Annotated in this window: 22 protein-coding genes, 2 pseudogenes and 1 riboswitch; of the genes and pseudogenes, 16 read left to right on the forward strand and 8 right to left on the reverse strand. The window is 39.8% G+C overall.

The features are described 5' to 3' along the window. Positions 1 to 141: 141 nt before the first annotated feature. Positions 142 to 1,659 carry an acetyl-CoA hydrolase/transferase family protein gene (locus AC1M9N_RS07570; protein WP_092767310.1) on the forward strand — a complete coding sequence of 506 codons (1,518 nt, stop codon included), beginning with the start codon at positions 142 to 144 and terminating at the stop codon, positions 1,657 to 1,659. 397 nt (positions 1,660 to 2,056) lie between these two features. Here the strand turns inward: AC1M9N_RS07570 and phoU are convergent, their stop codons facing one another. Both phoU and abuO read right to left on the reverse strand, forming a co-directional pair. Next, positions 2,057 to 2,782 carry a phosphate signaling complex protein PhoU gene (phoU, locus tag AC1M9N_RS07575; RefSeq protein WP_035263928.1) on the reverse strand — a complete coding sequence of 242 codons (726 nt, stop codon included), beginning with the start codon at positions 2,780 to 2,782 and terminating at the stop codon, positions 2,057 to 2,059. A gap of 96 nt (positions 2,783 to 2,878) precedes the next feature. Continuing rightward, positions 2,879 to 4,219 carry a multidrug efflux outer membrane protein AbuO gene (abuO, locus tag AC1M9N_RS07580; RefSeq protein WP_481590435.1) on the reverse strand — a complete coding sequence of 447 codons (1,341 nt, stop codon included), beginning with the start codon at positions 4,217 to 4,219 and terminating at the stop codon, positions 2,879 to 2,881. A 279-nt stretch (positions 4,220 to 4,498) separates the two neighbouring features. On the opposite strand from abuO, the gene AC1M9N_RS07585 reads away from it, so the two are divergent. The 7 genes from AC1M9N_RS07585 (at position 4,499) to AC1M9N_RS07615 (ending at position 11,189) form a co-directional block, all read left to right on the forward strand. Further along, complete coding sequence (locus tag AC1M9N_RS07585) at positions 4,499 to 5,551, forward strand: hypothetical protein (RefSeq protein WP_481591482.1); 1,053 nt, start codon at positions 4,499 to 4,501, stop codon at positions 5,549 to 5,551. 40 nt (positions 5,552 to 5,591) lie between these two features. Beyond that, positions 5,592 to 5,711: riboswitch (TPP riboswitch) on the forward strand. An 87-nt stretch (positions 5,712 to 5,798) separates the two neighbouring features. After that, the gene (thiC, locus tag AC1M9N_RS07590) at positions 5,799 to 7,694 is read left to right on the forward strand and encodes a phosphomethylpyrimidine synthase ThiC (RefSeq protein ID WP_481954536.1); all 1,896 of its coding nucleotides are present in this window, start codon (positions 5,799 to 5,801) and stop codon (positions 7,692 to 7,694) included. Positions 7,695 to 7,767: 73 nt separating this feature from the next. Beyond that, positions 7,768 to 8,394 carry an NUDIX domain-containing protein gene (locus AC1M9N_RS07595; RefSeq protein ID WP_481589168.1) on the forward strand — a complete coding sequence of 209 codons (627 nt, stop codon included), beginning with the start codon at positions 7,768 to 7,770 and terminating at the stop codon, positions 8,392 to 8,394. A 3-nt stretch (positions 8,395 to 8,397) separates the two neighbouring features. Then, positions 8,398 to 9,204 (forward strand): 3',5'-cyclic-AMP phosphodiesterase, encoded by an 807-nt coding sequence (gene cpdA, locus AC1M9N_RS07600; protein WP_481590437.1) that lies wholly within the window; start codon positions 8,398 to 8,400, stop codon positions 9,202 to 9,204. Positions 9,205 to 9,410: 206 nt separating this feature from the next. Next, positions 9,411 to 9,932, forward strand: a complete 522-nt coding sequence (dksA, locus tag AC1M9N_RS07605) for an RNA polymerase-binding protein DksA (RefSeq protein WP_035263919.1) — start codon at positions 9,411 to 9,413, stop codon at positions 9,930 to 9,932. A gap of 59 nt (positions 9,933 to 9,991) precedes the next feature. Next, positions 9,992 to 10,855: a tRNA glutamyl-Q(34) synthetase GluQRS gene (gluQRS, locus tag AC1M9N_RS07610; RefSeq protein WP_481594777.1), complete on the forward strand. Its 864-nt coding sequence runs from the start codon at positions 9,992 to 9,994 to the stop codon at positions 10,853 to 10,855. Between the two features lie 79 nt (positions 10,856 to 10,934). Next, positions 10,935 to 11,189 (forward strand): zinc-ribbon domain-containing protein, encoded by a 255-nt coding sequence (locus AC1M9N_RS07615; RefSeq protein ID WP_035263916.1) that lies wholly within the window; start codon positions 10,935 to 10,937, stop codon positions 11,187 to 11,189. 16 nt (positions 11,190 to 11,205) lie between these two features. Here the strand turns inward: AC1M9N_RS07615 and ftsW are convergent, their stop codons facing one another. The 5 genes from ftsW to AC1M9N_RS07640 form a co-directional block, all read right to left on the reverse strand. Next, on the reverse strand, positions 11,206 to 12,402 hold the full coding sequence (gene ftsW / locus AC1M9N_RS07620) for a putative lipid II flippase FtsW (RefSeq protein WP_035263915.1): 1,197 nt from the start codon (positions 12,400 to 12,402) through the stop codon (positions 11,206 to 11,208). Positions 12,403 to 12,412: 10 nt separating this feature from the next. Next, positions 12,413 to 13,768: a UDP-N-acetylmuramoyl-L-alanine--D-glutamate ligase gene (murD, locus tag AC1M9N_RS07625; RefSeq protein ID WP_481954537.1), complete on the reverse strand. Its 1,356-nt coding sequence runs from the start codon at positions 13,766 to 13,768 to the stop codon at positions 12,413 to 12,415. Between the two features lie 150 nt (positions 13,769 to 13,918). Further along, complete coding sequence (locus AC1M9N_RS07630) at positions 13,919 to 14,167, reverse strand: DUF6587 family protein (RefSeq protein WP_481954538.1); 249 nt, start codon at positions 14,165 to 14,167, stop codon at positions 13,919 to 13,921. A 24-nt stretch (positions 14,168 to 14,191) separates the two neighbouring features. Continuing rightward, the gene (gene feoB, locus AC1M9N_RS07635; protein WP_481954539.1) at positions 14,192 to 16,048 is read right to left on the reverse strand and encodes a ferrous iron transport protein B; all 1,857 of its coding nucleotides are present in this window, start codon (positions 16,046 to 16,048) and stop codon (positions 14,192 to 14,194) included. Beyond that, positions 16,045 to 16,296 carry a FeoA family protein gene (locus AC1M9N_RS07640; protein ID WP_092767423.1) on the reverse strand — a complete coding sequence of 84 codons (252 nt, stop codon included), beginning with the start codon at positions 16,294 to 16,296 and terminating at the stop codon, positions 16,045 to 16,047. The genes feoB and AC1M9N_RS07640 overlap by 4 nt, the downstream gene beginning before the upstream one ends. A gap of 170 nt (positions 16,297 to 16,466) precedes the next feature. Between AC1M9N_RS07640 and xerD the strand changes: the two genes are divergently transcribed. From xerD to thrC, 4 genes are all read left to right on the forward strand, one after another. Beyond that, entirely contained in the window at positions 16,467 to 17,384 is a 918-nt protein-coding gene (gene xerD, locus AC1M9N_RS07645; RefSeq protein WP_092767326.1) for a site-specific tyrosine recombinase XerD, read from the forward strand. Between the two features lie 109 nt (positions 17,385 to 17,493). After that, positions 17,494 to 18,309, forward strand: a complete 816-nt coding sequence (locus AC1M9N_RS07650) for a DsbC family protein (RefSeq protein WP_481954540.1) — start codon at positions 17,494 to 17,496, stop codon at positions 18,307 to 18,309. A 124-nt stretch (positions 18,310 to 18,433) separates the two neighbouring features. Beyond that, the gene (locus tag AC1M9N_RS07655) at positions 18,434 to 19,738 is read left to right on the forward strand and encodes a homoserine dehydrogenase (RefSeq protein ID WP_035263907.1); all 1,305 of its coding nucleotides are present in this window, start codon (positions 18,434 to 18,436) and stop codon (positions 19,736 to 19,738) included. Between the two features lie 60 nt (positions 19,739 to 19,798). Then, positions 19,799 to 20,938: a threonine synthase gene (gene thrC / locus AC1M9N_RS07660; RefSeq protein ID WP_092767330.1), complete on the forward strand. Its 1,140-nt coding sequence runs from the start codon at positions 19,799 to 19,801 to the stop codon at positions 20,936 to 20,938. 48 nt (positions 20,939 to 20,986) lie between these two features. On the opposite strand, the gene AC1M9N_RS07665 is transcribed toward thrC, so the two are convergent. Further along, a complete protein-coding gene (locus AC1M9N_RS07665) occupies positions 20,987 to 22,048 on the reverse strand; it encodes a serine hydrolase (protein ID WP_143047408.1) in 1,062 nt (353 codons plus the stop codon). 217 nt (positions 22,049 to 22,265) lie between these two features. On the opposite strand from AC1M9N_RS07665, the gene gacA reads away from it, so the two are divergent. From gacA to AC1M9N_RS07685, 4 genes and pseudogenes are all read left to right on the forward strand, one after another. Then, positions 22,266 to 22,901, forward strand: a complete 636-nt coding sequence (gene gacA, locus AC1M9N_RS07670) for a response regulator transcription factor GacA (RefSeq protein ID WP_481954541.1) — start codon at positions 22,266 to 22,268, stop codon at positions 22,899 to 22,901. A gap of 18 nt (positions 22,902 to 22,919) precedes the next feature. Further along, a complete protein-coding gene (locus AC1M9N_RS07675; protein WP_481589176.1) occupies positions 22,920 to 24,491 on the forward strand; it encodes a sensor histidine kinase in 1,572 nt (523 codons plus the stop codon). A gap of 17 nt (positions 24,492 to 24,508) precedes the next feature. Then, a pseudogene (locus AC1M9N_RS07680) lies at positions 24,509 to 25,637 on the forward strand (sigma-54-dependent transcriptional regulator); the annotation flags it as partial. A 107-nt stretch (positions 25,638 to 25,744) separates the two neighbouring features. After that, positions 25,745 to 25,924: pseudogene (locus AC1M9N_RS07685) on the forward strand (helix-turn-helix domain-containing protein); the annotation flags it as partial. Positions 25,925 to 25,934 lie beyond the last annotated feature (10 nt).

Here is a 25,934-nt window from a genome sequence, read left to right on the forward strand (position 1 = left end):
AACAATATCTTACAAACCATAATATATCTTTATATCCGCATTTTTTGAAAAAATTAGACCTTAGCCTAACAGGTATGCAAAATGGCTCGCTTGATCGGTACAATCGGTGCCAGATCCAGAATATCAAGAGAAGAGTAAACCATGTCTTTAGATCGCATTCGTTTAGAGTCACTTCATGAAAAAGTCATTTCAGCTGAACAAGCTTCAACGTTTATTGAAGATGGCATGACCGTAGGTATGAGTGGTTTCACGCGTGCTGGTGAAGCTAAAGCAGTTCCATTGGCATTGGTAAAACGCGCTCATACAAACCCTTTAAAGATCACTTTAATCACTGGTGCGTCTTTGGGTAATGACTTAGATAAACAGTTAACTGAAGCTGGCGTATTGGCTCGTCGTCTACCTTTCCAAGTCGATAATACTTTGCGTAAGGCGATCAATAAAGGCGAAGTAATGTTTATTGATCAGCATTTGTCAGAAACTGTTGAACAAATGCGTAATAAACAATTGAAAAAGCCTGATATTGCTGTAATCGAAGCTGTAGCAATTACTGAAGATGGTGGCATCATTCCAACGACTTCAGTAGGTAACTCAGCAAGCTTTGCAATCTTTGCAGAAAAAGTAATTGTTGAAATTAACACAAATTTAAGCCCAGCATTCGAAGGCTTGCACGATATTTATATCCCATCTTATCGTCCGACACGTCAGCCGATTCCACTCACTCAAGTCGATGAGCGTATTGGTACACATGCAATTAATATCGATCCTGCTAAAATTGTTGGCATCGTATTTAACAGCGAATTCCATGATTCTCCATCAACAGTCACTGCACCAGATGATGAGACTCAAGCAATTGCAAACCACTTAATCGAATTCTTTGAAAAAGAAGTGGCTGAAGAACGTCTTCCTAAAAATTTAGGTCCATTACAAGCAGGTATTGGTTCAATTGCGAATGCAGTATTAACGGGTCTTAAAGAATCGAATTTTGAAGATCTCATCATGTACTCAGAAGTACTTCAAGACTGTACTTTTGAATTAATTGATGCTGGTAAAATGAAATTCGCTTCTGGCTCATCAATTACACTTTCTGCACGTTATGGTGAAAAAGTATTCAATAATCTTGAGCAATACAAAGACAAACTTGTATTACGCCCTCAAGAAATTTCAAACCACCCAGAATTGGTACGCCGTTTAGGGATTATCGGGATCAATACTGCGCTTGAATTTGACATCTACGGCAATGTGAACTCTACGCACGTATGTGGTTCAAAAATGATGAATGGTATTGGTGGTTCAGGTGACTTCGCACGTAATGCGCATATCGCAATCTTCGTGACTAAATCAATCGCTAAAGGCGGTGACATTTCATCTGTAGTGCCGATGGCATCTCACGTAGATCACACAGGTCATGACGTAGACGTTCTTGTTACTGAACAAGGTCTTGCTGATTTACGTGGTCTTGCACCGCGTGAACGTGCACGTGCAATCATCGATAACTGTGTTCACCCATTGTATAAAGATGCATTAAACGACTATTTCGATCGTGCATGTGCTAAAGGTGGACAAACTCCTCACCTACTTACAGAAGCGCTCTCTTGGCATTCTAATTTCGAAGAAACAGGTCATATGTTATCTGCACCTGCTGAAGCAAAATCTGCATAAGTATGACTTAAAAAAGCCCTGAATATCAGGGCTTTTTTTATTTCGAAAGATTCTAAAATACTTTTAGATCATCATAATAGTTGACATAAACTAATGAAATAGGCAGGATTGGGCAGGACACTAAAGTGTGATAAAGTTTACATTTTACAAATATTAAATTACACAAAATCACACTTTTGCAGCTGAACTTTACACATAATTTGAATATTATTATTTCATAGCAAGATTATGAGTGAACAAATAATAATAACAGCGTACTGTTTCATCAGTTTTCCTTCCTAGATTTCCCCCAAAATCTAGGAATTTTTTTGTCTATATGTTTTACAGAACTCAAGTTTAGTGTCCGCATAAAAAAACCTCGATATTCGAGGTTTTTGTGTATTATATGAATTCTATTTTAATGATTACCTTGAACTTTTTCTTCAATCTCTTCCACACTGGTGTGTCGTACGTCATAGCCTTTAGCCATATAAATCACTTGTTCAGAAATATTTCGCGCATGGTCACCAATACGCTCCAAAGAACGCAGCACCCACATGACATTCAGAACACGAGAAATATGACGAGGATCCTCAATCATGTAGGTCATTAATGTACGTGTAGCAGATTGATATTCACGATCGATATCTGCGTCAGCCAACAATACTTTAAGTGCTTGCTCTGCATCAACACGTGCAAATGCATCCAATGCATCATGAATCATTACTCGCACTTGATTACCGATATGACGTGTTTCCATATAACCACGAGGTGATTCACCTTCTTCACATAGATTTTGGGCTATACGTGCAATTTTAGCTGCTTCATCACCAATACGTTCTAAATCGGTATTGGCCTTGCTCATTGCAATCACCATACGCAGATCACTTGCAGCAGGATGGCGACGCACTAAAATCAAAGTCAAACCTTCATCAATTTCACGCTCATAGCGATTTACCGTATTATCCTGAAATTGGACATCTACAGCTAAATTCACATTTGTATCTAAAAGAGCATGAATGGCATTAGCAACTTGTTGCTCAACCAAACCACCCATCGCCATAAATTTGGTATGGACATCTTGCAAATCTTCGTTAAATTGAGAAGAAATATGGTGGCTAAGTACAGGATTATTAGAGCTCAAAGTCTTATTACTCCACACAGCGTGAATGGATTGAAATTTTTGCCATATTAAAGCATATCAATTGTGAATATTTGATGACAAAACAATCAATTTATTCTATTTTTCAACTAACCATGCATTCATTTGACGAAGCTCATTTTCATTCAATTGACCCACAGAAGCCTTCAACCTCAACACATTCAACACATAATCATATTGAGCATTCACAAAATCTAATCGCGTTGCAAAAGCATTTCTTTGCGCAAGCAACACATCAACCATACTTTTAAGCCCTTCATCATACTGAGCTTGGGATGCTTTCGCGACTAATGCTGAAGAATCCATGGCAGCTTTGCGCGCTTGCAATGTAGCACTATCCATATCAATTTGTAGGTAAGATTTTTTAGCATCTGTGGTTGCTTTACGTATCGCAGCTTCTAATTGGCGTTCCGACTTTTCAACATTTTTTGTCGCTTTATCAATATTAATTTTAGTTCGCCCACCGGTATAGGCATTCCAGTTCATTTCTACACCCACCTGATCGAACTGTCCATCACTCGATATAGCTGTTTGTGGTGACTGTTCACTATATCCATAAGTGGCTACGGCTTCGACTTGAGGATAAAGCGCCGCTTGCTCTACACGTCGCTGATCATTGGCATATTGACGTTGCAAACGCGCTTGTAGAATTTCAAGATTCTGTTCTTGAGCTAATTTAGTCCATTCACTCATGATATTCGGTACAGGCTTTTGATACTCGAAATCATCACTTAAAACAGCGAGCTTTTCTTGGTAAGGTCCAATCAACTGAGCAAGTTGCTCTTGTGCCAAGATTAATTGAACACCTGTGGCAATTCGATTTGCTCGCGCATTTTGATATTGTGCATTCGCTTCGCTCACATCGCTTTCAGCAACTAAACCTTCTTTGAGTTTGGCATTCATCATATTGAGCTGCTCGAATAATGCTTTTTCTTCTTGAGCGTTAGTGAGCGTTAAAGCCTGTTGACGTAGTACATTAAAATAAGCTTCAGAGACATTTAATATATGTTGTTGCTGTTGCTGTTTTAAAGTGACTTCACTCAGTTGAACTGAGGTTTTTACCTGTTTATATCCCTGCCAAGCATCCATTCTGAAAATGGGTTGTCGTGCAGTAATCGCAATTTGACGAGTGGTCGATGTCGATGCCAACAGGTCAGAACTATTAAAAAAAGGATTCGATTCTGTACTTGAACGATTTACATCTTGGTTTTTACGCGTCACATTTCCTGAAACGGTTACTGTCGGCAGCAAATTACCTTTTGCTAAACCTATATTTAACTGATCAGCCTCATACTGCAACACGTTGGCTTGCCAATTTGGATCGGTTTGCTTTGCTCGCTCATAGGCTTCAACGAGGTTCAATGCAAAGCTCATCGGGCTAAGTGCAATTAAACTGACTGCAAGTAGAGTTTTTTTCATGATAATGACTTCACAGCACCTTAAGCATTTGAATAACAAGTAATTAGAATAGGATGTTGCAAATATAATCTTTAATCGAGCTTTTTACGTATCAATTTTATTATTTTTTCATTTAATCCGGAGAATTATTTTGAATTATGCACATTGATGTATGTTTTTCATACATTATTTTAACGCTTGATTGCGAAGCAACTACAATAAATTTCACTGTACGGTTTTAAAATAAGTGAAAATCTATTTGCGCCTCATTTCACACTTTAACTGTATTTTGATATCTCAATGAAGTCATTTTTGCACACGTTTAAGCCTATTCGTCAATTATTGACTCTTATGGTCGTAAGTCTTGGCTTAACTGCGTGTCAAAAACCGATTTCCGAAGAAATACCTACTGAATCTCCAAACCCAACCCAAAACCAGAACACCACACCTGATCTCAACCTTATTTGTCAAAAACTCAAAAAAGAAATGCTCGGGATAACTGCTCAACGGACTACATTCGCCATTGAGCAAATCAATCAAGATATTCGACTTTGTCTTCCCTTAATGCCCTTTCAGGAACAGAAAGAATTGATCGGTTTGGCAGACATCATGTATAGAAATTTCTTAAGTATAGATCGATCAGCTGATCAGCAAAAAGCTTTTGATTTATATGCTCATGACCAGTCGCAATTTCCGACGATTCAACAATCACAAATTGAAAAATTACATCCACGAGATCAATATTTACTTCGGCATAAAGGTCAAGCGTATATTGATCTCGTCGATATTAACCACCAAGCAACCTATCAAAGAAACCCATATTATTTAGCACGAGTATTTGCCCCCTATTTCCCTGAGGCAGAACAAGCATTTATGCAAGAACTTGCTGAACAAAATCAGCAAGCACAATTTGAAGATCCTCATTTTCATCTTGAAGCAAAAGAGATTTCTAGACGTGCCCAGTATTGGGAAAATTATCTAAAAAAATATCCTCAAAGCAGTTTCCGTTTAGATGCAGAGTACCTTTATCATTTTTATTCAAATCTATTATTTAAAGGTCTCAACCATGATCCTGTTTCTCATGATTTTGAAGGACGTGTTGAAATTGCACCCGATGCTTTAGCTGAAATCGAACAACTCGCAAATATGAAAAATAGTCGTTTAGCAGATCAAGCGAGACTTTTCTTAAAATTTATCGAACTGGATTCACAACAAAAAAGTAAATTAACTTCAAATCAGACTGATCAAAATCCGCAAGTTCTTATACAGCTAAGTCACTATTTAAACTTAAAAACTGTTGATCTTGAAAATCGTCGTAATTGCTTTAAAGACGCAATTTGTTATGCATCATAGTCTGATGACTTTAATCGGACTTTATATGTTAATATTTTGGCATCGCTTGACGGAGCGCGAGTAATAACTCGCTGAGATCACCTAAAACATTGTTTTGATGGTGAGTACCGTTGAACCTGATCAGGTTAATACCTGCGTAGGAATCAAGCCATCTAAAAACTTTGTTCTAGGTTATTCATTCAGGATAATTCCGCCACCGTTTTTGGTCGTGCTTGATTCGTTGATGTCATTCATAAGGATCATTGCAATGAACCAATTAACGAATCTTTTAAATACAGATCTCTCTGCTCAACATGAGCAAGATGCTCAAGATCTCACCCGCATTTTACCAGCGTCAAAAAAAGTCTATGTTCAAGGTTCTCGTCCAGATATTCGCGTACCCATGCGTGAAATTGCACTCTCCGATACACCAACGGGCTTAGGCGGTGAGTATAATCCTGCCATTTTGGTGTATGACACTTCAGGTGTTTATACCGACCCTGAGATTCAAATTGATTTAAATCGAGGCCTACCAAACCTCAGAGATACATGGATTGAAGAGCGCGCAGATACAGAACAACTCGCGACATTAAGCTCAAAATTTGGGCGAGAACGTCTTCAAGATATTCGTACAGCTGGCATTCGTTTCGCACATATCCAGAAACCTCGTCGAGCTAAACCAGGACATAACGTTACGCAAATGCATTATGCTAAGCAGGGTATTATCACGCCTGAAATGGAATACATTGCGATTCGAGAAAACCAAAAGCAACGCGAAGGTGTGGATACTCGCCAACATGTTGGTCAAAACTTTGGTGCAAAAAATTTATTAGAAATTACACCTGAATTTGTACGCCAAGAAGTCGCTGCAGGTCGTGCCATTATTCCTGCCAATATCAATCATCCTGAACTCGAACCGATGATTATCGGACGAAATTTCCTAGTGAAAATCAATGCCAATATTGGCAACTCAGCACTGGGTTCATCCATTGATGAAGAAGTAGCAAAAATGACATGGGCAACACGTTGGGGTGCTGACACCATCATGGATTTGTCTACAGGTAAAAATATTCATGAAACACGCGAGTGGATTATTCGAAATTCTCCTGTTCCTATTGGAACTGTTCCGATTTATCAAGCATTAGAAAAAGTGGATGGAATCGCAGAAGATCTTACATGGGAAATTTTTAAAGACACTTTAATCGAACAAGCTGAGCAAGGGGTTGATTACTTCACGATTCATGCTGGTGTTTTATTACGCTATGTTCCTCTCACAGCCAATCGCTTAACGGGCATCGTTTCACGCGGCGGTTCAATCATGGCACAGTGGTGTCTTGCACATCATAAAGAAAATTTCTTATACACCCATTTTGATGAAATCTGCGAGATCATGAAAGCCTATGATGTGTCATTCAGCTTAGGTGACGGTTTACGCCCTGGGTGCATTCAAGATGCCAATGACGAAGCCCAATTTTCCGAACTACGTACATTAGGAGAATTAACCCATCGAGCTTGGGAACACGATGTGCAAGTCATGATCGAAGGTCCTGGTCATGTTCCTATGCATATGATTAAAGAAAATATGGATTTACAACTTGAGGTTTGCAAAGAAGCACCTTTTTATACATTAGGACCATTAACAACAGATATTGCACCTGGTTATGATCATATTACTTCAGCAATTGGTGCAGCCATGATCGGTTGGTATGGAACAGCGATGCTTTGTTACGTAACACCTAAAGAGCATTTAGGTCTACCCAATAAAAAGGACGTCAAAGATGGCATTATTACCTATAAAATTGCAGCACATGCTGCAGACCTCGCCAAAGGACATCCAGGTACTCAAGTCCGAGATAATGCACTTTCAAAAGCACGTTTTGAGTTTCGTTGGGAAGATCAATTTAATTTAAGTTTAGATCCTGATACAGCACGTAGTATGCATGATGAAACGATGCCTAAAGAGGCACATAAATCAGCGCATTTCTGTTCGATGTGTGGACCTAAATTTTGCTCAATGAAGATTACCCAAAATGTGCGTGAATACGCTCAAAATCAGCAGTCTGATAATCTAGATCTCAAGTTAAATCAAGAGATTGAATCAGGTCTCAACGCGATGAAAAATGAGTATCATAAGCAAGGACAAAAGTTGTATCAGAAGCTGTAAAAATTAAAAAACCTGTTTTTCTTTAATGCAATCTCAGTTAGGATGAAATAAATTTTTGTCCTAACGTATACGAATGAAAATTCTTGAAAAAGCCACCTACAATAATAAAGATTTTAAGGTCCATTCTCGCGAATCCCTTTATCAAGGATTCATTCGTATAGAGAAAGTGAGCATCACACATCGTTTATTTGGTGAGAATACTTATACCCCAACAATTCATCGTGAATTAGTGCATCGTAAAGAAGCTGCTGGTGTACTCATCTACAATGATGCGCTCAAGCGCTTTGCACTGATTGAACAATTCCGAATTGGTGCAATCGATGATCCTATCTCCCCATGGCAACTAGAAATCATTGCAGGCGTATTAGATGGCGATGAATCACCTGAAACATGTATTCAGCGTGAGAGTTTAGAAGAATCTGGTTGTGAAATTCGTAATCTGGAACATTTATTTACCTTCTACCCTTCTGCTGGTGCGTGCGATGAAGTTTTTCATTTGTATGTTGCAGAAGCAGATCTTCCTGAGCAAGGTGGTATTCATGGTATGCCAGATGAAGGTGAGAATATCCAACTGCATATCTTAGCTTATTCAGATCTTGAACAATTATTGGCATCCAAACGATTGTGTAATGCACCTGTCATCATGGCTCTGCAATGGCTCAAACAGCACATTGCCACTACCTCTATAGCGCTGAGGTAATTTATGACGCCTTTAATCAAACAGAATAAAAATGATCAGCTCATTATCCAAATTACCGATACTCATCTCATGGATCATCCTGACACGCCGTTTGTTCAGATAAATCCTGAACAAAGTTTTCATGCAGTGATCAATGATATTTTAAATCGCTATCAAGACATTGATGCGATTATTCATACAGGTGACTTGGCACAGGTACCACATGAGGCAACTTATCAGCGATATTTGAGTTTCATGAAAAATTTGAATATTCCGTTTTATCAAATTCCAGGGAATCATGATGATGCCGAATATTTTCCTTTTGCAGCGCCTGATCCTATACCGGCCGTGTTAACTTTCGAAACGTGGAAAATCGTCCTATTAAATAGTGCTGTGCCCCACAAAGTAGATGGTTGGATTAAAGCAGAACAATTGAATCATTTATCAATGATTCTTCAGGAAACACAGCAGCACCCTGTCATTTTGGCGTGTCATCATCACCCACTTGAAATGAAGTCCAAGTGGATTGATCGACACATCTTAAAAAATTCAGATCAATTGACACAGATCATGGCAGAGTATCAACACATTCAAGCAGTGATCTTTGGACATGTGCACCAAGATTCGTTGAATGTTTGGAAAAATATTCAATTTTTATCAACGCCCTCCACCTCCGTTCAGTTTAAACCAAAGACTGAAGATTTTGCCTTTGATGACCTTGCACCAGGCTATCGCAGCCTACTACTGAAAACTGACGGTAGCTTTGAAACACGTGTTCATCGCCTACAAAATTTCGCGCAAAATATTAATAAAGAAATTTCAGGTTATTAGCTTTTCTTTTAAAGTGTTTTGGATTAAGTTATCTGTCCGAATGGAATCTGAACAGTCCAAAACAGATATTCATAGCTTTCATCTTTGATAAAAAATCTATATGATGACGCCCCCGATAGCAACAATCTATCGGAAGCGATAAAAACACTTGCATATCACCATATTTTTTGCGTACGCAAACACGCATATGATGAGGAATGCCCTTTATGGCGAATGACAACCAAAATCAAGTCTTGGAAGAAAACAACGTAGTTGCTGAAAAAGTAAAACGCGTGCGTAAGACCAAGCCAAAGACTTCCGAAGGCGGTACTACAGCGAGTCTATTTGGCATCGAGCCTTATCAGCCGAAAAAAAATGAAGAATACATGTCTGAAGGTCAACTTGAGCATTTCCGTCAAATTTTATTGGCATGGAAAGACGAGTTAATGTCAGAAGTGGATCGAACATTAAATACAATGCAAGATGAAAATACTGCATTGCCTGATGTAAATGACCGTGCAACGCAAGAAGAAGAGTTTGCGATTGAGCTTCGTACTCGTGACCGTGAACGCAAGTTAATTCGCAAAATTGAACAATCTATCGAAGCAATCAAAAATGATGACTATGGTTTCTGTGAAACCTGTGGGATCGAAATTGGCTTACGTCGTTTAGAGGCTCGTCCAACAGCGACGCTTTGCATTGATTGCAAAACTTTAGCTGAAATTAAAGAGAAACAAAATAACGGTTAATCATGTTATTTAATAATCCTTCCCTAACCCCTCCTTTGATAAAGGAGGGGGACAACAGGATGGCTTATGTGGGTCGGTTTGCGCCATCGCCAACCGGCCCTCTTCATTTTGGATCACTCATTACAGCTGTTGCAAGCTATTGTGAAGCAAGATCTCATGCAGGCAAATGGGTTGTACGAATTGAAGATACAGACATCCCTCGCATATATCCTGGTAGTGAAGAACATATCTTGTCATGTATTGAAGCTTTCGGTTTCGAGTTTGATGACGAAATTATCTTTCAAAAAGACCGTTTAAACATCTATGAATCTGTCTTAAATGATCTTCAGCAACGTGACCTCACCTATGCCTGCCAATGTACACGCAAAATCTTAGGCTCTAATCATATCTATAGCGGTACTTGCCGCGATTTAAAACTACCACACGATCAACAAGCCATTCGGGTTAAAACATCAGACGAGTTGATTTGTTTTGAGGATCTTTTACAAGGTCAGCATTGCTCTAATTTGACCAATGAATTAGGAGATTTTGTTCTTAAACGTCGCGACGGTATTATTAATTATCAGCTCGCCGTGGTTGTGGATGATTATCTACAAGGAATGACTCATGTTGTGCGTGGTGCTGATTTGCTGGATAACACTGAACGACAAATTTGGTTAGGGCGATTATTGGGCTACCCTGAACTTCAGTATATGCATTTGCCCCTAGCAATGAATAAAGATGGTACAAAGCTTTCTAAGCAAAATTTAGCTGTAGCACTTGATCTCACCCAAGCCCCCCAACTCTTGAACAAAGCTATTCACGCATTAGGACAAGATCCAGTTGATCTAGATCAACCAAATCGCATGCTTCTACAGGCAATTCAACAATGGGATCGTAAGAAAATTCCAGTTGGCACCACCATACAAGGTGTTTTTGAATAGTGTCCATACAGAATCATGCTTGTTATTCAGCTGAAAATGTTTTTGAATTCCATTTAGATAGATTAATCAGGAGTTCATTATGTTTTTTATTTTTGGGGTAGGACCTAAAACCATCAAAACGGAAAAGGGGCAATTTCTATGCCCAGTCTGTCGTACATATAGCAATTATGAAATTAAACAACAACGCAATTATTTTTCTTTATTTTTTATTCCATTGATTCCACTATCAAAACCCAAATCTGGTCAAGTCACCTGTTTAAACTGTGGCACACATATGCCAACGATGGTGTTGCAGCAAAATAGTACTCCACCATCATCAGATTTGAATGCTTAAGATACAATCGTGTATTTTAAAAGCTAGATACTTCCTTAGCCTGATTCTTTTCTTGGGTTGTTGCTTCAATTTTCAGCATTAAACTGACCATGACAGCACACATAATCAGAGATGAACCACCATAACTAATAAATGGTAAAGTTAAACCTTTTGTTGGGAGCAGCCCCATATTCATGCCAGCATTTACCATAATTTGCAGAACAAAAATAATGCTAATCCCGTAAGCCAAATAACCCGCTCTCAAGAATTGATGTTGAATGGCACGATGCCCAATTCGAATACACGCACCCACCATAAGAAATGACAGTGCGAGAACAACCGTAATGCCCATGAAACCGAACTCTTCTGCCAAAATAGCCAACATAAAGTCCGTATGCGCCTCAGGGAGATAAGACATTTTTTGAATACTATGGCCTAAGCCTACCCCTAACCATTCACCACGTCCAAAGGCCATAAGCGCATTTGAAAGCTGATAACCAGAACCTAAAGGATCTGCCCATGGATTGGTAAAAGACATTAAACGCTCGAAACGATAAGGCTCGAACACAACCAGCACTACAAATGCCATGATAATGGCACCCAATGCAATACCAAACTGGATTAGTGGCGCACCTGCAAGAAAGAACACCCCTAACATCGTTAAGGCAACCACTACCGTTGCACCTAAGTCAGGTTCAGCAATAATCAAACCAACTGTACATAGCATTACTGTTGCTAATCGTGCCAGCCCTTTCACATTATTCCGCACTTCTTCTGCCCGACGGACAACATAATCTGCAGTAAAAATAGCCATCATCACTTTCGCAGCTTCAGTAGGCTGAAAGGTAAATCCTGCGATTCGAATCCAACGCGTCGAACCGTTCACTTCCGAACCGACTAATAACACCGCGACAAGCAATGCCATAGTCATCATCCATAACGGAAATGTGTTATTAAACCAGGTATTTAACGAAACACGATAAACCAAAATTGCTGCGACAAACGCAACCACGATGGATATGGCATGGCGGATGACATAGTGGAATGGATTTTCATGCAATCTTTCTGCGTAAGGCATAGAAGCTGAACCAACCATCACCGTTCCAATACAGAGCAGTGCAATCACACAAAAAATTAGAACATTCCTTGATGTAATTTCACTTGGAATACGTGGTAACCAACGTTGGTAAATTTTATTCACTTTATCAATCGTTGTCTGAGCTGACTCAGCCATATCTTCGTCCTTATTGTTCTTCGTGCAGCGCATTCACACAAGCAACAAATTGATGTCCGCGTTGTGGATAGCCAGTAAACATATCAAAACTTGCACATGCCGGCGAAAGCAATACCACATCATGTTGCTGTGTATTTGCTTGACATAATTTTACTGCTTCTTCTAATGATGTAGCGTGAAGAATTGTGGTTGTGCCTTGAATTGCTTGTTCAATCACTGGCGCATCTTCACCAATGAGTACCGCGAGTTTTGCAAATTCCGTTAATGATTTTCTTAAAGCAGTAAAATCTTGCCCTTTACCTTGACCACCTAAAATGATGGCAACTTTAGCTTTCTGTCCTGCGATCGCCGCACCTAAGCCGTCTAATGCTGCTAAGGTTGCCCCAATATTTGTACCTTTTGAGTCGTTATAATAACGAACACCTTGCACTTCTTTGACAAATTCGCAGCGATGTTCCAACCCCTTGAAGGTTTTCAAAGTTTCCAGCATGACCTCTAATGGTAGACCTATCGCTTCACCTAAAGCTAAACACGCAAGTGCATTTGCGACATTGTGTGTCCCTTGAATATACATCTCAGAACTTTTCAATAAACGTTCACGCCCCCTTGCTAACCACATCGTGCCATCAGTATCTCTGAGTACACCATACTGATTCATATCTGGTGCATTGAGCCCAAAACTCTGTATTGGCGTTGCATCAGGCACTAAAGGACGTGTCAAAGAGTCATCCCGATTGAAGACCACTTTCTTGACACCTTGAAAAATACGATGTTTGGCAGTGTGATATCCCATCATATCGCCATGACGATCGAGATGGTCTTCGCTCATATTTAAGACGACAGCAACTTCAGCATTTAAGTTCGATGTAGTTTCTAATTGGAAACTGGATAGTTCTAAGATATATAGCTCTGGATCATCTTTGGTTAAATCTAAGGCTGGACGTCCTAAATTCCCCCCTACAGCGACTTTTTTGCCTGCATATTTCGCCATTAAGCCGATCAAGGTGGTCACTGTACTTTTTGCATTAGAACCTGTTATTGCAACAATAGGCTTTTCAGTCGCACGTCGTAAAATTTGAATTTCACTGACAACAGGAATGCCTTGTGCAAGTGCTGTTTGAATCACTGGCAGTTTAAGATCAAGCCCTGGACTGATAATAATTTCCTCAGCAGACAACAACATTTCTTCGTCAAATTTCCCAAAGCTAGTTTGGACTTCAGGTGGAATTTGATCATGTCCAGGTGGAGAGGTCCTCGAATCTGTTACTGCAACGTGATAGCCTTTTTCATGTAGAAAATTTACCGCAGCAACACCCGAAATTCCGAGTCCTGCGACAACTTTTAATCCACCACGCTGTATTAACATTTCTGCCCCATATTTTAGTCTAATTAGAAACTGCCGAAATGTTAGCACTTTGCTGCTTTGAATGCTTTTTTTGATTTCATAATCTTGACATTATTTTGTGTCCATGCGTAAAAAAACCGCCAATTTAGGCGGTTTTTTTATTGAAGTAAACTACTTCCATTTCACAGCTTGAGGGTTTAACTTGGGTGTTTCCTTGTTTGAAACAGGACAAGCGCAATTTCCGCCACATCCAGCAGTCATTTTGGGTTTAAGCCACTTTGATAGTGCCTTCCACCCTTTTCTTTCCGTAGCATCTGACAGTTTCATAAAGACTGAATTTGACGTCTGTGGAAAAACCTTTTTGAATACGACCAATGCACTCCAAAGGACCAATGCCGTAATAATTAGAATTTCAATCATCTCAGTCTCCTCAACTCTTCAGATTTAAACTAACACGCTGGTCGCGACTTGATAGGTCAAGAACGACATAAAGTACGCTAAACCAAATAAATAGACGGTCATAAAGCCAACCGTCTTCCAAGAACCTGTTTCGCGTCTCACTGTCGCTAATGTCGCCAAACAATGTGGTGCATAAATGAACCAGACCAAAAGTGATAATCCTGTTGCTAAAGACCAGCCCAAATCCCCACCACTACTAATCAGTGATGCCAAGCCTTCCGACATCGCATCCTCATCAACAGCAGACAAAGCATACACCGTGCCTAAAGCAGCAACGACAACTTCACGCGCAGCCATGGCTGGAATTAAGGCAATACAAATCTGCCAATTAAAGCCTAATGGCGCAAAGATTGGTTGCATCAAATGACCTAACATCCCCGCAAATGAATAATCAATCGCAGGTAATGTTGCACCCTCTGGTGGTTGTGGGAATGTGCACAAGAACCATAATAAAATAGAAAGCGCAAAGATGATTCCACCGACTCGCTTCAAAAAGATTTTTGCTCGATCAAGCAAGCCAATCCACACGTTTTTCAAATCTGGAAAACGATAGCTTGGAAGTTCCATCAATAACATATGTTGAGATTTATCTTTTTGGAAAAACTTCAACACAAACGATACGATCAGTGCACTCACAATCCCTGCCATATATAGACCGAACAGCACTAAACCTTGAAGGTTAAATAGTCCCCAAACCGTTTGAGAAGGCACAAAAGCTGCAATCAACAACGCATAGACGGGTAAACGAGCTGAACAAGTCATCAATGGCGCAACAAAGATCGTGGTCAAACGGTCTCTTGGATCACTAATAGTCCGTGATGCCATGATTCCAGGAATTGCACACGCAAAACTCGACAGTAATGGAATAAATGCACGTCCCGAAAGACCTGCTTTATACATCAACTTATCAAGTAAGAATGCCGCTCGGGGTAAATAACCTGATTCTTCAAGCACCAAGATAAAGAAGAATAAGATGAGAATCTGAGGCAAAAAGACAACTACACCACCTGCACCCGCGATAATTCCATCAACCACTAAACTATTGAGTAATGGATGTGCAATATTCTCACCAACGACTTCACCCAACCAGCCAAAGAACGTCTCAATACCATCCATGAAGGGTGCCGCCCAAGCAAAAACTGCTTGGAAAATGATGAACATCATCACCGCTAAGCTGAATAGACCAAGTACTGGGTGCAGAAAGATTTTATCGAGAAAAACTGAACGTTTATCATCAAATTCAACAAATTGAACGGCATCTTTGACAATCGCTTCAACTTTGTCGTGATCAGATCCTTTCAAACCTGTCAGCTCAGTTTGAGGAACAGCATATTTGCCATGATCTAGCGCATTCATCAGGTTTTCAATACCTGAGCGACGCACAGCAACCGTTTCTACAACTGGAATGCCTAAGCGCTCAGAAAGCTTTTGGGTATTTATTTGCATTCCACGACGACGAGCTTCATCCATCATGTTAAGTACGAGTAGCATTGGACGACCCAATTGGATCAACTCCAAAACTAAACCAAGGTGCAACTTCAGATTGGTTGCATCAACAACGCATAAAAATGCATCTTGATGACCTTCTTCCGCAATTTTCCCATAAACAACATCACGGGTGATTTCTTCATCTGGACTAGTTGCGTCTAAACTATACGTTCCTGGCAAGTCTAAAACACGAACCGCTTTACCTGAGTTTAGCGTGAAGTGACCAATTTTTCGCTCAACGGTTACACCTGCATAGTTACCTACTTTTTGGCGTGTTCCAGTCAAATGATTGAATAATGAAGTTTTACCACAGTTAGGATTACCAACAAGGGCAACACGCAACGCATCGCTCATGCCGACACTCCTTCTATTTCAATTTTTTGTGCTTCATTTTTTCTTAAGGCAAAGCGAGTAAAACCCACTTGAATGAGAATTGGATCGCCGCCAAACAGTCCTTTCGTAATGACTTGTACTTTAGTTCCGGAAACAAATCCTAGCGTTTCTAAACGACTTGCCACCATATCTGTAGAAGTACCATCTACAGTGCGATGCACTTGCGTAATGATGGCAGATTGTTTGACTTTCAAATCAGATAAACGCACCGTACCTAACCCTAAAAAATTTTGAACAGTATACATACAAATGAGAATTATTACCGCACTCTCATCAAGAATGATTCGCATCTTCTTATAACACATCGACATGCATAGAAAATTACACTACATTAGATAATCTCAATTAAATCAATCGAATTTCCCAATCGAATATCCCTATGATTAATAAGAAACCTCGAGTTCCTGCACCCATTCAAATTCCAGAACAACTTTCGTTCTTACACGGATTTCGAGATTATTTAATCGCTCAGTCTGTTAGCCCACACACCCGAAATGCCTATCTCACAGATTTAGTCCAATGCAGTACTCTTTTAACCAGCCCCATGACCTTATGGTCACATGATGATATTTCTGATGTACTGATTGAGCTCACCAAACAAGGGAAAAGTCCTCGATCAATTGCTCGCACTTTATCGGCACTTCGGTCTTTCTATAAATTTTTAAGAGAGCAAAATTTAAGAACAGATAATCCTATAGCCGCACATAAAACACCCAAGTTAGGACGAGCGTTACCTAAAGATTTATCTGAGCAAGATGTTGAATCACTCATTCAAGCACCAGATACAAACACAGCGTTAGGCTTGCGTGATCGCACGATGTTTGAAGTCCTTTATGCTTGTGGTTTACGCGTGAGCGAACTGATTAATTTAAGAATAGATCACATCAATCTCAATCAGGGTTTTTTGCGAATCTTGGGCAAGGGAAATAAAGAACGTTTAGTTCCTTTGGGGCAAATTGCTGTGGAATGGATTGAAAAATATTTAGCAGAAGCTCGTCCACAACTCTATAAAAGTGCTACAGATTACTTATTTCTGACCCAACATGGCGGGATTATGAGCCGTCAAAACTTTTGGTATGCCATCAAACGTTATGCCCTCCAAGCAGGTATAGCTACAGAGCTATCCCCCCATACATTAAGACATGCTTTTGCAACTCACCTGCTCAATCATGGTGCAGATCTCCGAGTGGTACAAATGCTCTTAGGGCATAGTGATTTATCGACAACCCAAATTTATACGCATGTTGCACAAATTCGCATGCAACAACTTCATGCTCAGCATCATCCCCGTGGCTAAGTCATCGATCTGAATTTTGTAGCACTGAGCTATAATTTAGGATTTGAGAATATTTTTTGTTATGCTTAGCGCAGTAAAAATAATGCTGAAAACTTTAAAAGGGTTGTTTATGTTATTTACCCGTTCGAAAATTTTATTCGTTTCTACCCTTGCAACGACGCTTTTTATGTATGCATGCTCCAAGTCTGAAGACACACAAAAATCAGATGGTACTTTAACGGCAACTGCTCCAGCAACCGGCCAAGCATCAAATTTAACTGAGCGAAATGCGCAACAACGCTTGATTCAAAAGTTAGAGAAAAATTTTAAAACCGCAAATATCAATGCCAAAATTATAGACATTAAACCAACCGAAGTACCAAATCTTTACTGGGTCAATTTAGAGGGTATGACTGCGGTATACACTACTGCAGATGGTCAATATATTTTCCAAGGTGATTTACTACGTTTAGGTAATAAAAAAGTTGAAGATATTGGACAATCCTTCCAGTCGGCATTGAGTAAAGGATTACTAAGCCAGTTAAAAGCTGAAGATCTCATTATTTATCCAGCTAAATCTAAAACCAAACATATCGTTTACGTTTTTACAGATATCAGCTGCCCTTACTGCCATAAATTGCATGAACATATGGATGAAATCAATTCTAAAGGAATTGAAGTTCGTTATATCGCGTGGCCACGTGGAGAACAGTATTTCCCAGCAATGGAAAGTGTCTGGTGTAGTAAAGATCGTAAAACTGCATTTGATCAAGCTATTTCAGGTCAACAATTAAACAATACCAACTGTGAAAATCCTGTTAAAGATCAATACCAAATGGGCTTAAAAATGGGTGTAAATGGAACGCCTGCAATTTACAGCTCAGAAGGTGTTTATCTTGGTGGATACATGACAGCAGATGAAATACTACGTAGCTTAAATAACTAATATTTATGAGATAAATTACTGCTTTTTATACATCAATATTTAACTCGATTGACCCTAGAGTCTGCCTCTTTTTTTAGCTATGATCTAGGTTCAATAAAATTTTACATATTTTTTGGAGTGTGACGTGAAACCAGTTCGTCTGGCAATACTCGGTCTAGGAACCGTAGGTGGTGGTGCCCTTAAACTATTACAAGAAAACGCTGCTGAAATTAGACGTCGCACCGGTCGTGAAATTCAAATTACTTATGTGGGTACTCGTCGCCCTCGCCCAGATTTAAATCTTCCAGACTCAGTTAAACAAAGTGCCGACCTTCTTGATATCGTTCGTCAACCTGATGTTGATGTTGTTGTTGAAGTCATGGGTGGTATTCACCCTGCTTATGAAGTCATCAAAGAAGCAATTGTTCATGGCAAACAAGTTGTCACTGCCAATAAGGCGCTTTTAGCTGAACATGGTAACGAATTATTTAAACTTGCTGAAGACAATGCTGTACAGATCGCCTATGAAGCAGCTGTTGCTGGCGGTATTCCAATTATCAAAGTAATTCGTGAAGGCTTAGCTGCCAATAAAATCGAGTGGCTTGCAGGTATCATTAATGGTACAGGCAACTTTATCCTAAGTGAAATGCGTGAAAAAGGACGTGCTTTTGCGGACGTTTTGAAAGAAGCGCAAGAACTTGGCTATGCTGAAGCAGATCCAACCTTTGATGTAGAAGGGATTGATGCTGCTCACAAGTTAACCATTCTTGCATCTTGTGCATTTGGTATTCCACTTCAATTTGATAAAGTTTTTACTGAAGGAATTGGCAAAGTTACTGCTCAAGATGTGAAGTACGCCGAAGATCTTGGCTTCCGTATTAAGCATTTAGGTATTGCACGTCGTGCAGAAAAAGGCATTGAACTACGTGTTCACCCAACGCTCATTCCAGATGACCAGTTGATCGCAAATGTAAACGGCGTTAAAAATGCTGTTCTCGTACAAGCGAACGCAGTCGGCCCAACTTTATATTATGGTGCTGGTGCTGGTGCTGGTCCAACTGCTTCTGCCGTAGTCGCTGACGTTGTCGATATCGTTCGTGACATTTCTTATACTGAAGACGGTGCTGGAACTATTCCACAATTAGCATTTGAAGCACTCACAGACTTACCAATTCTAAGTCGTGAAGAAATGACAACGGGTTACTACATCCGTATTAATGCTGAAGATCAAACAGGCGTACTTGCTGAAGTTACTACGATCTTGAGTCGTGCAGGAATCAGTATTGATGCCATTATGCAGCAACCTCGCTTAAAAGACCTTATTCCTATCGTGATTCTGACAGATCCTATTGTTGAATCAAAAATGGATGAAGCGCTTTCACAAATTCAAGCATTACCCGTCATCCATGGCGAAATTGTACGAATTCGTTTAGAATCGCTTGATAATTAATCATCTCGGGTAGAGGGTACTGCTGCCCTCTCCAGCTCTACACACAATTGGAACATCATCATGTCTAATGCCAATCGTTACACTGGTTTAGTTGACCGTTATCGCGACCGTTTACCAGTGTCTGCAACTACTCGTGCAATCTCCCTAGGCGAAGGTAATACACCACTGATTAAGCTTGCGAATATTCCACGTTTAATTGGCAAAAATGTTGAAATTTATGTGAAGTACGAAGGCTTAAACCCGACTGGTTCATTTAAAGACCGTGGTATGACCATGGCAGTCACTAAAGCGGTTGAAGAAGGCTCTAAAGCGATTATCTGTGCATCTACAGGTAATACCTCTGCTGCCGCTGCCGCTTATGCTGCTCGCGCTGGTATTAAAGCATTCGTTTTAATTCCAGAAGGCAAAATTGCAATGGGTAAAATGGCTCAAGCAATGATGTATGGTGCGATCACAATGCAAATTCGTGGTAACTTCGATGACGGTATGCGCCTTGTTAAAGAAGTTGCTGACCAAGCCCCTGTAACTATCGTAAACTCAATCAACCCTTACCGTTTGCAAGGCCAAAAAACGATTGCATACGAAATCGTTGATGAATTAGGTCGTGCACCTGACTATCACTGCTTACCAGTAGGCAACGCAGGTAACATCACTGCACACTGGATGGGTTATACAGAAGCTGTTGCAAACCAACCTGCGGATCAATTTGAGCAAGTAATTTACGATGCTGAAACTGATCAATTCACTGGTCCTAAACCTGAAGGTTTACCGACGATGGTTGGCTATCAAGCTTCTGGCGCAGCACCATTCTTACGTGGTGCACCTGTTCAAAACCCTGAAACTGTTGCAACAGCAATCCGTATTGGTAACCCACAAAGCTGGAACCATGCGAAAGCGGTAGTACGTGACTCTCAAGGTTGGTTTGATGAATTAACAGATGCTGAAATCTTAGAAGCTCAACGTTTGCTTTCTATGTATGAAGGTGTATTTGTTGAGCCAGCTTCTGCAGCTTCGATTGGTGGTGCAATCCGCGATATTAAAGCGGGCAAAATTGCTGAAGGTTCAGTCATTGTTTGTACTGTAACAGGTAATGGTCTTAAAGATCCTGATACTGCTATCAAACAGTGTTCTGATGCAGTCATGCTTTCAATTGATGCAACGATGGATCAAGTACGCGATTCAATTTTGTCTAATATGTAAGATTGCATCATAAAAAACCCTGCATCTGCAGGGTTTTTTATTTATGGTCTAGATCGCACGTGGTAACTGACTGGTCCAACGCATTAAGCGAACAGCATCATCATTACGAGCTTGAGTATTGCTTGCTCCTAAAAGCACAACTACAGCTGGGCGATTATTCAAAGTCGTATGCATCACCACACAACGCCCAGCCTCATTAATAAATCCCGTCTTTGAAATGTTAATATTCCAGCCACCGTTACGAACGAGAGAGTTCGTATTGTTCGATTTCAACACACGATAACCGAGGTTAAAATCATAGGTTGGCGTCGTAGAAAATTGACGAATAAGACCGTACTGTGATGCGGTACTCACCAAGATGCCCAAGTCCCGCGCAGAAGCAACATTGCGAGGATCTAGACCTGTAGACTCAGTAAATTTAGATGAATGCATCCCTAAGGCACGTGCTTTATTATTCATAGCAGAGACGAAAGCCGCACGGCCTCCTGGATATGTACGAGCCAAAGCCGCAGCTGCAGGGTTTTCAGATTTCATTAAAGCGAATAATAAGGCTTCAGCACGATTCATTGTGTCACCTACACGCAATGTCGAGCTTGAGTTTTTACCACCCGCACCTGCAAAATCAATGCTTTGCAGCGTAATATTTTCAGACATATTTAATTGTGCATCTGCGATCACAACAGCTGTCATTAATTTTGTAACAGACGCAATCGGTAGAGCAGTATTCGTGTTCTTACTAAATAAGACCTCACCCGTATTTGCATCCATGACCAATGCTGCACGCGCGTTCACAGAAGGTTGATTACTATAGCGACTGTTATCAAGAATCTGAGAGGTTGGTGATGTTGAGGTCGCAGGGCCTGTAGATTTACGAATTGTTGTTGTAATCGTGGTTGTTGCTTGAGGTGTATACTCTTCTGAAGAGGAAGTAGAAGCTTTGAGACTATCATTATTTAAGAATTGGCTTGCATCTTCAGATGACCAACTGATGCTCGCCTGCCCCGGTGCAGAATTAGCATGATTAATTAATTCTGCAAAGCTCAATGAGCTCATAGAGAGTAGTACTGATGTAGTCAGCACATGCATTAGCGTTAATTTCTGTTTTTTCACGATAACTTACTCATCTTACGGAGGCATTTTGCATCATTGCTAATCACCTCAAATATGACTTACATTTAGGTACAAACGTGATTAATATTAAACCACGTGATTATGCACAGTATTTTAGTAAAGATTAGGAATAGCATTGCTATTTTTGTTAGTCCAATGCAAGCAATTTTTGCATCATGTAACAAAAAAGTAAGAATAGATTTCAGAGGAGGTGTTTGTGATCACGGTATTAGTGGTAGATGACCATGAGTTAGTTCGTACAGGTATTTGTCGTATGCTTGAAGATCAAGCAGATATTCAAGTCATTGGTCAAGCAGAGTCCGGTGAAGAAGCCATTAGTCTTGTTCGTCAATACCACCCTAATGTCGTCTTGCTCGATGTGAACATGCCTGGTATCGGTGGCGTAGAAACCACTCGCCGTTTATTACAAACAGCGCCTGACACCAAAGTTCTCGCCGTCAGTGGTCTAGCGGAAGAACCCTATCCATCACTACTGTTAAAAGCCGGGGCTCGTGGTTATATCACGAAGGGAGCTCCGATCACAGAAATGGTGCGTGCAATTAATAAAGTCATGCAAGGTGGTAAATACTTCAGTGCAGATATTGCTGAACAGCTTGCGAGTTCTTATTTATCTGATACACAAACCTCTCCTTTTGATGCACTTTCTGAACGTGAAATGCAAGTCGCGATGATGGTTGTGAATTGTATTAGTGCCCAAGAAATTTCAGACAAACTTTTTGTTAGCGTAAAAACAGTGAATACTTATCGCTATCGTATATTTGAAAAATTAGGAATCGATAGTGATGTCAAACTGACGCATTTGGCAATTCGTTATGGTTTGATTAAGCCTTAATTTGATCTGAGTATTCCAATGACGTCTGCTGCTTCAATTTCTATTTATCAAACGATCTACCGTCTTGGAACACTATATTCAAGTTATCGTGTCATTATCGCCTTAAGCTTAACACTCATATTCCTACTGACGATTGATTCTGAACGTTATTTTTATCAATATGAATCAATCTATTTTTACGCTTTACTCCTTTATGTTGCAAGTAGCATCGTACAAACGATCGTTTTAAAATACTTACCACAAGCTATTTCTAAACAAATTATCACCTTATTTGCAGTTGACCTGCTCTTTCTAAATACCCTTACTTTTGCACTCGGTGGTCCCAATATCGCAATTGGGTTATTGTTTGTCATTTCCGTCTTTGCAGCAAACTTTTTACTCAGTAAAAACCAAGCCTTATTCATCACATTAGTCGCGGTGATTGGGGTCGTATATCAGCAGTTTTTTGGCAGTTTATTCTCCATTGAAAGTCTAAATAATATTGGTGACAGTGCCTTTCTTGCTTTTTTATTTTTTGTGGTTCATGGCATTGGTCAAGTATCGATACAACGGTTTCAAGTACTCGAATCCGTCAATACACATCAAGCCAATGAACTCTTTAAACTACAAAATATTAATCGCTATATTCTTGAGCAAATCGAAGTCGGTTATCTGGTCTTAGATGATCACTGTAAAATTATCGTCTGCAATCCTGCTGCATATTCCTTACTTGGTATTTCGCCCCTGTACGCTCATGAACAATATAATCTTGCCAACTTCCAACCAGATCTCTATGAAATTCTAAAAAACACATTGGTTGCTCATGGAGAGCGCTTTCAGTTTGAATCTCATCAATCATCCTATACAGTTGATATTCGTGTTCAAAAACTGGTTACGCCTCAACAAGCGCTCACGCTATTAATTTTGGAAGATGCGCAAAAACTTAATCAGAAAGTTCAACAAATGAAATTAGCTTCTCTTGGTCAATTATCAGCCAGTATTGCACATGAAATACGTAATCCTTTAGCAGCAATCGTACAAGCCAATGAACTTAATGATGATTCGGATGAAGAACAAAAACGTATGCTCAATCAAATGATTGCTAAGCAAGCAAAACGTATTGATAAAATCATCAAAGACACATTGGATATGGCAAAGAATAAAAAAACTGCCGGTGTACTGATTCATTTTGAGCAGTTTATGCATGATCTTATTCAACAAGATTTAGCAGATATCAGTTCTCATATCCAATTACAGCTTGAAGCCAATATTGAAGTTTATTTTGATGAAATCCAACTGCGACAAGTTCTGATTAATTTAATTCGCAATGCTATTCGTCATAATGATCCGACCGCAGAGTACATTTTTGTCAGAAGCAGTTGTTCAGAAAATCAAATTTTTATTGATGTTATCGATTTTGGCAAAGGCATCCAACAACATGATTTATCTCAATTATTTCAACCATTTTTTAGTACTGAAACCAATGGAACTGGTTTAGGATTATATTTATCACAAAGTATTTGTGAAGCTAACCAAGCAAAATTGAGTTATATCGAACAAGAACAGCAAGGTGCATGTTTTCGTATTACATGCCATAAGACAGACGTTTAGATGGATAAGATCAGGTTATGGTAAAGCAACAACCTTTAGTACTTTTAGTCGATGATGAACCTGATTTATGTATGTTGATGCAAATGACCCTTTCTCGGATGGGCATTAAAACGCATATGGCACATCATTTGAAACAAGCGCTACATTTTCTAAGCGAATATAAATACGATGCGTGTATCACCGATTTCAATTTACCAGATGGCAATGGCATCGATTTAGTTAAATACGTCACCCAGCACTATCCGAAGACGCCCATCGCGGTACTGACCGCCTATGCCAATATGGAGTTGGCAATCTCCGCTTTAAAAGCAGGCGCTTTCGATTTCGTCAGTAAGCCCATTAATCAACAACATTTGCATCAATTGCTTAAGAAAGCATTACATACCCCTGCAGTGGATGATGATCTCAATCAGCTTCCACTTGAGGAACAACTGCTGATTGGTGTCTCAGAACAAACTCAACAGCTTCGTACAGCAATCAAAAAAATAGCTCGATCACAAGCACCTGTCTTTATTACAGGTGAATCAGGGACTGGTAAAGAAATCGTTGCAAATCTTATTCATCAACTCAGTAATCGTCATGATCATGCCTTTGTCGCGATCAATTGTGGTGCGATGAATGAAGACCTGATGGAAAGTGAATTATTTGGTCATATCAAAGGCAGTTTTGTGGGTGCTGACCAAGACAAACAAGGGTTAATTCAAACTGCTGATGGTGGAACATTATTTTTAGATGAAATTGCAGAGCTTTCACTCGCCATGCAAGCTAAATTGCTACGAGCAGTTCAAGAAAAGAAAATACGTCCGATTGGCAGTGATAAAGAGCTTGATGTTGATTTTAGAATTGTCAGTGCAAGCCATCAAAATCTTGAGCAATTGGTTCAGCAAGGCAAATTTAGACAAGATCTATTTTTTAGAATTCATGTGATGGATTTACGTCTTACCCCACTCCGCGATAGACCCAAAGATATTCCCGTTCTAGCTCAACATTTTATTGATAAAATCAGTAGTGAATGGCGTATTGAAGCCCCTCAACTATCTCAAGACGCGATACAATTCCTTAAACAACAACCATTTACGGGGAATGTACGCGAACTTAAAAATATCATCGAGCGTGCACTTACACTTTGCGATGATAAGCTCATAGCCGTCGAGCATGTTAAAAGCCCTTCATTAGGCTTAACATCCCAACCTTTAGCACAACAACCAAATAGTCAAATTGAAGCAACTACTGATTTAACGTCTCAAATACCCAAAGGTTTGCCCGAAGAGGGATTAGAACAATACCTTGAGAAAGTAGAAAAAGAAGTTTTAATTAATGCGTTAAACTCAACGCATTGGAACAGAACCCTAGCCGCCAAAAAATTAGGAATGACATTCCGCTCATTACGATATCGTTTAAAAAAATTTGGTTTAGATACTGAAGATGAATAACTTAGCATCA

The organism is Acinetobacter sp. ANC_7655, from assembly GCF_056784015.1.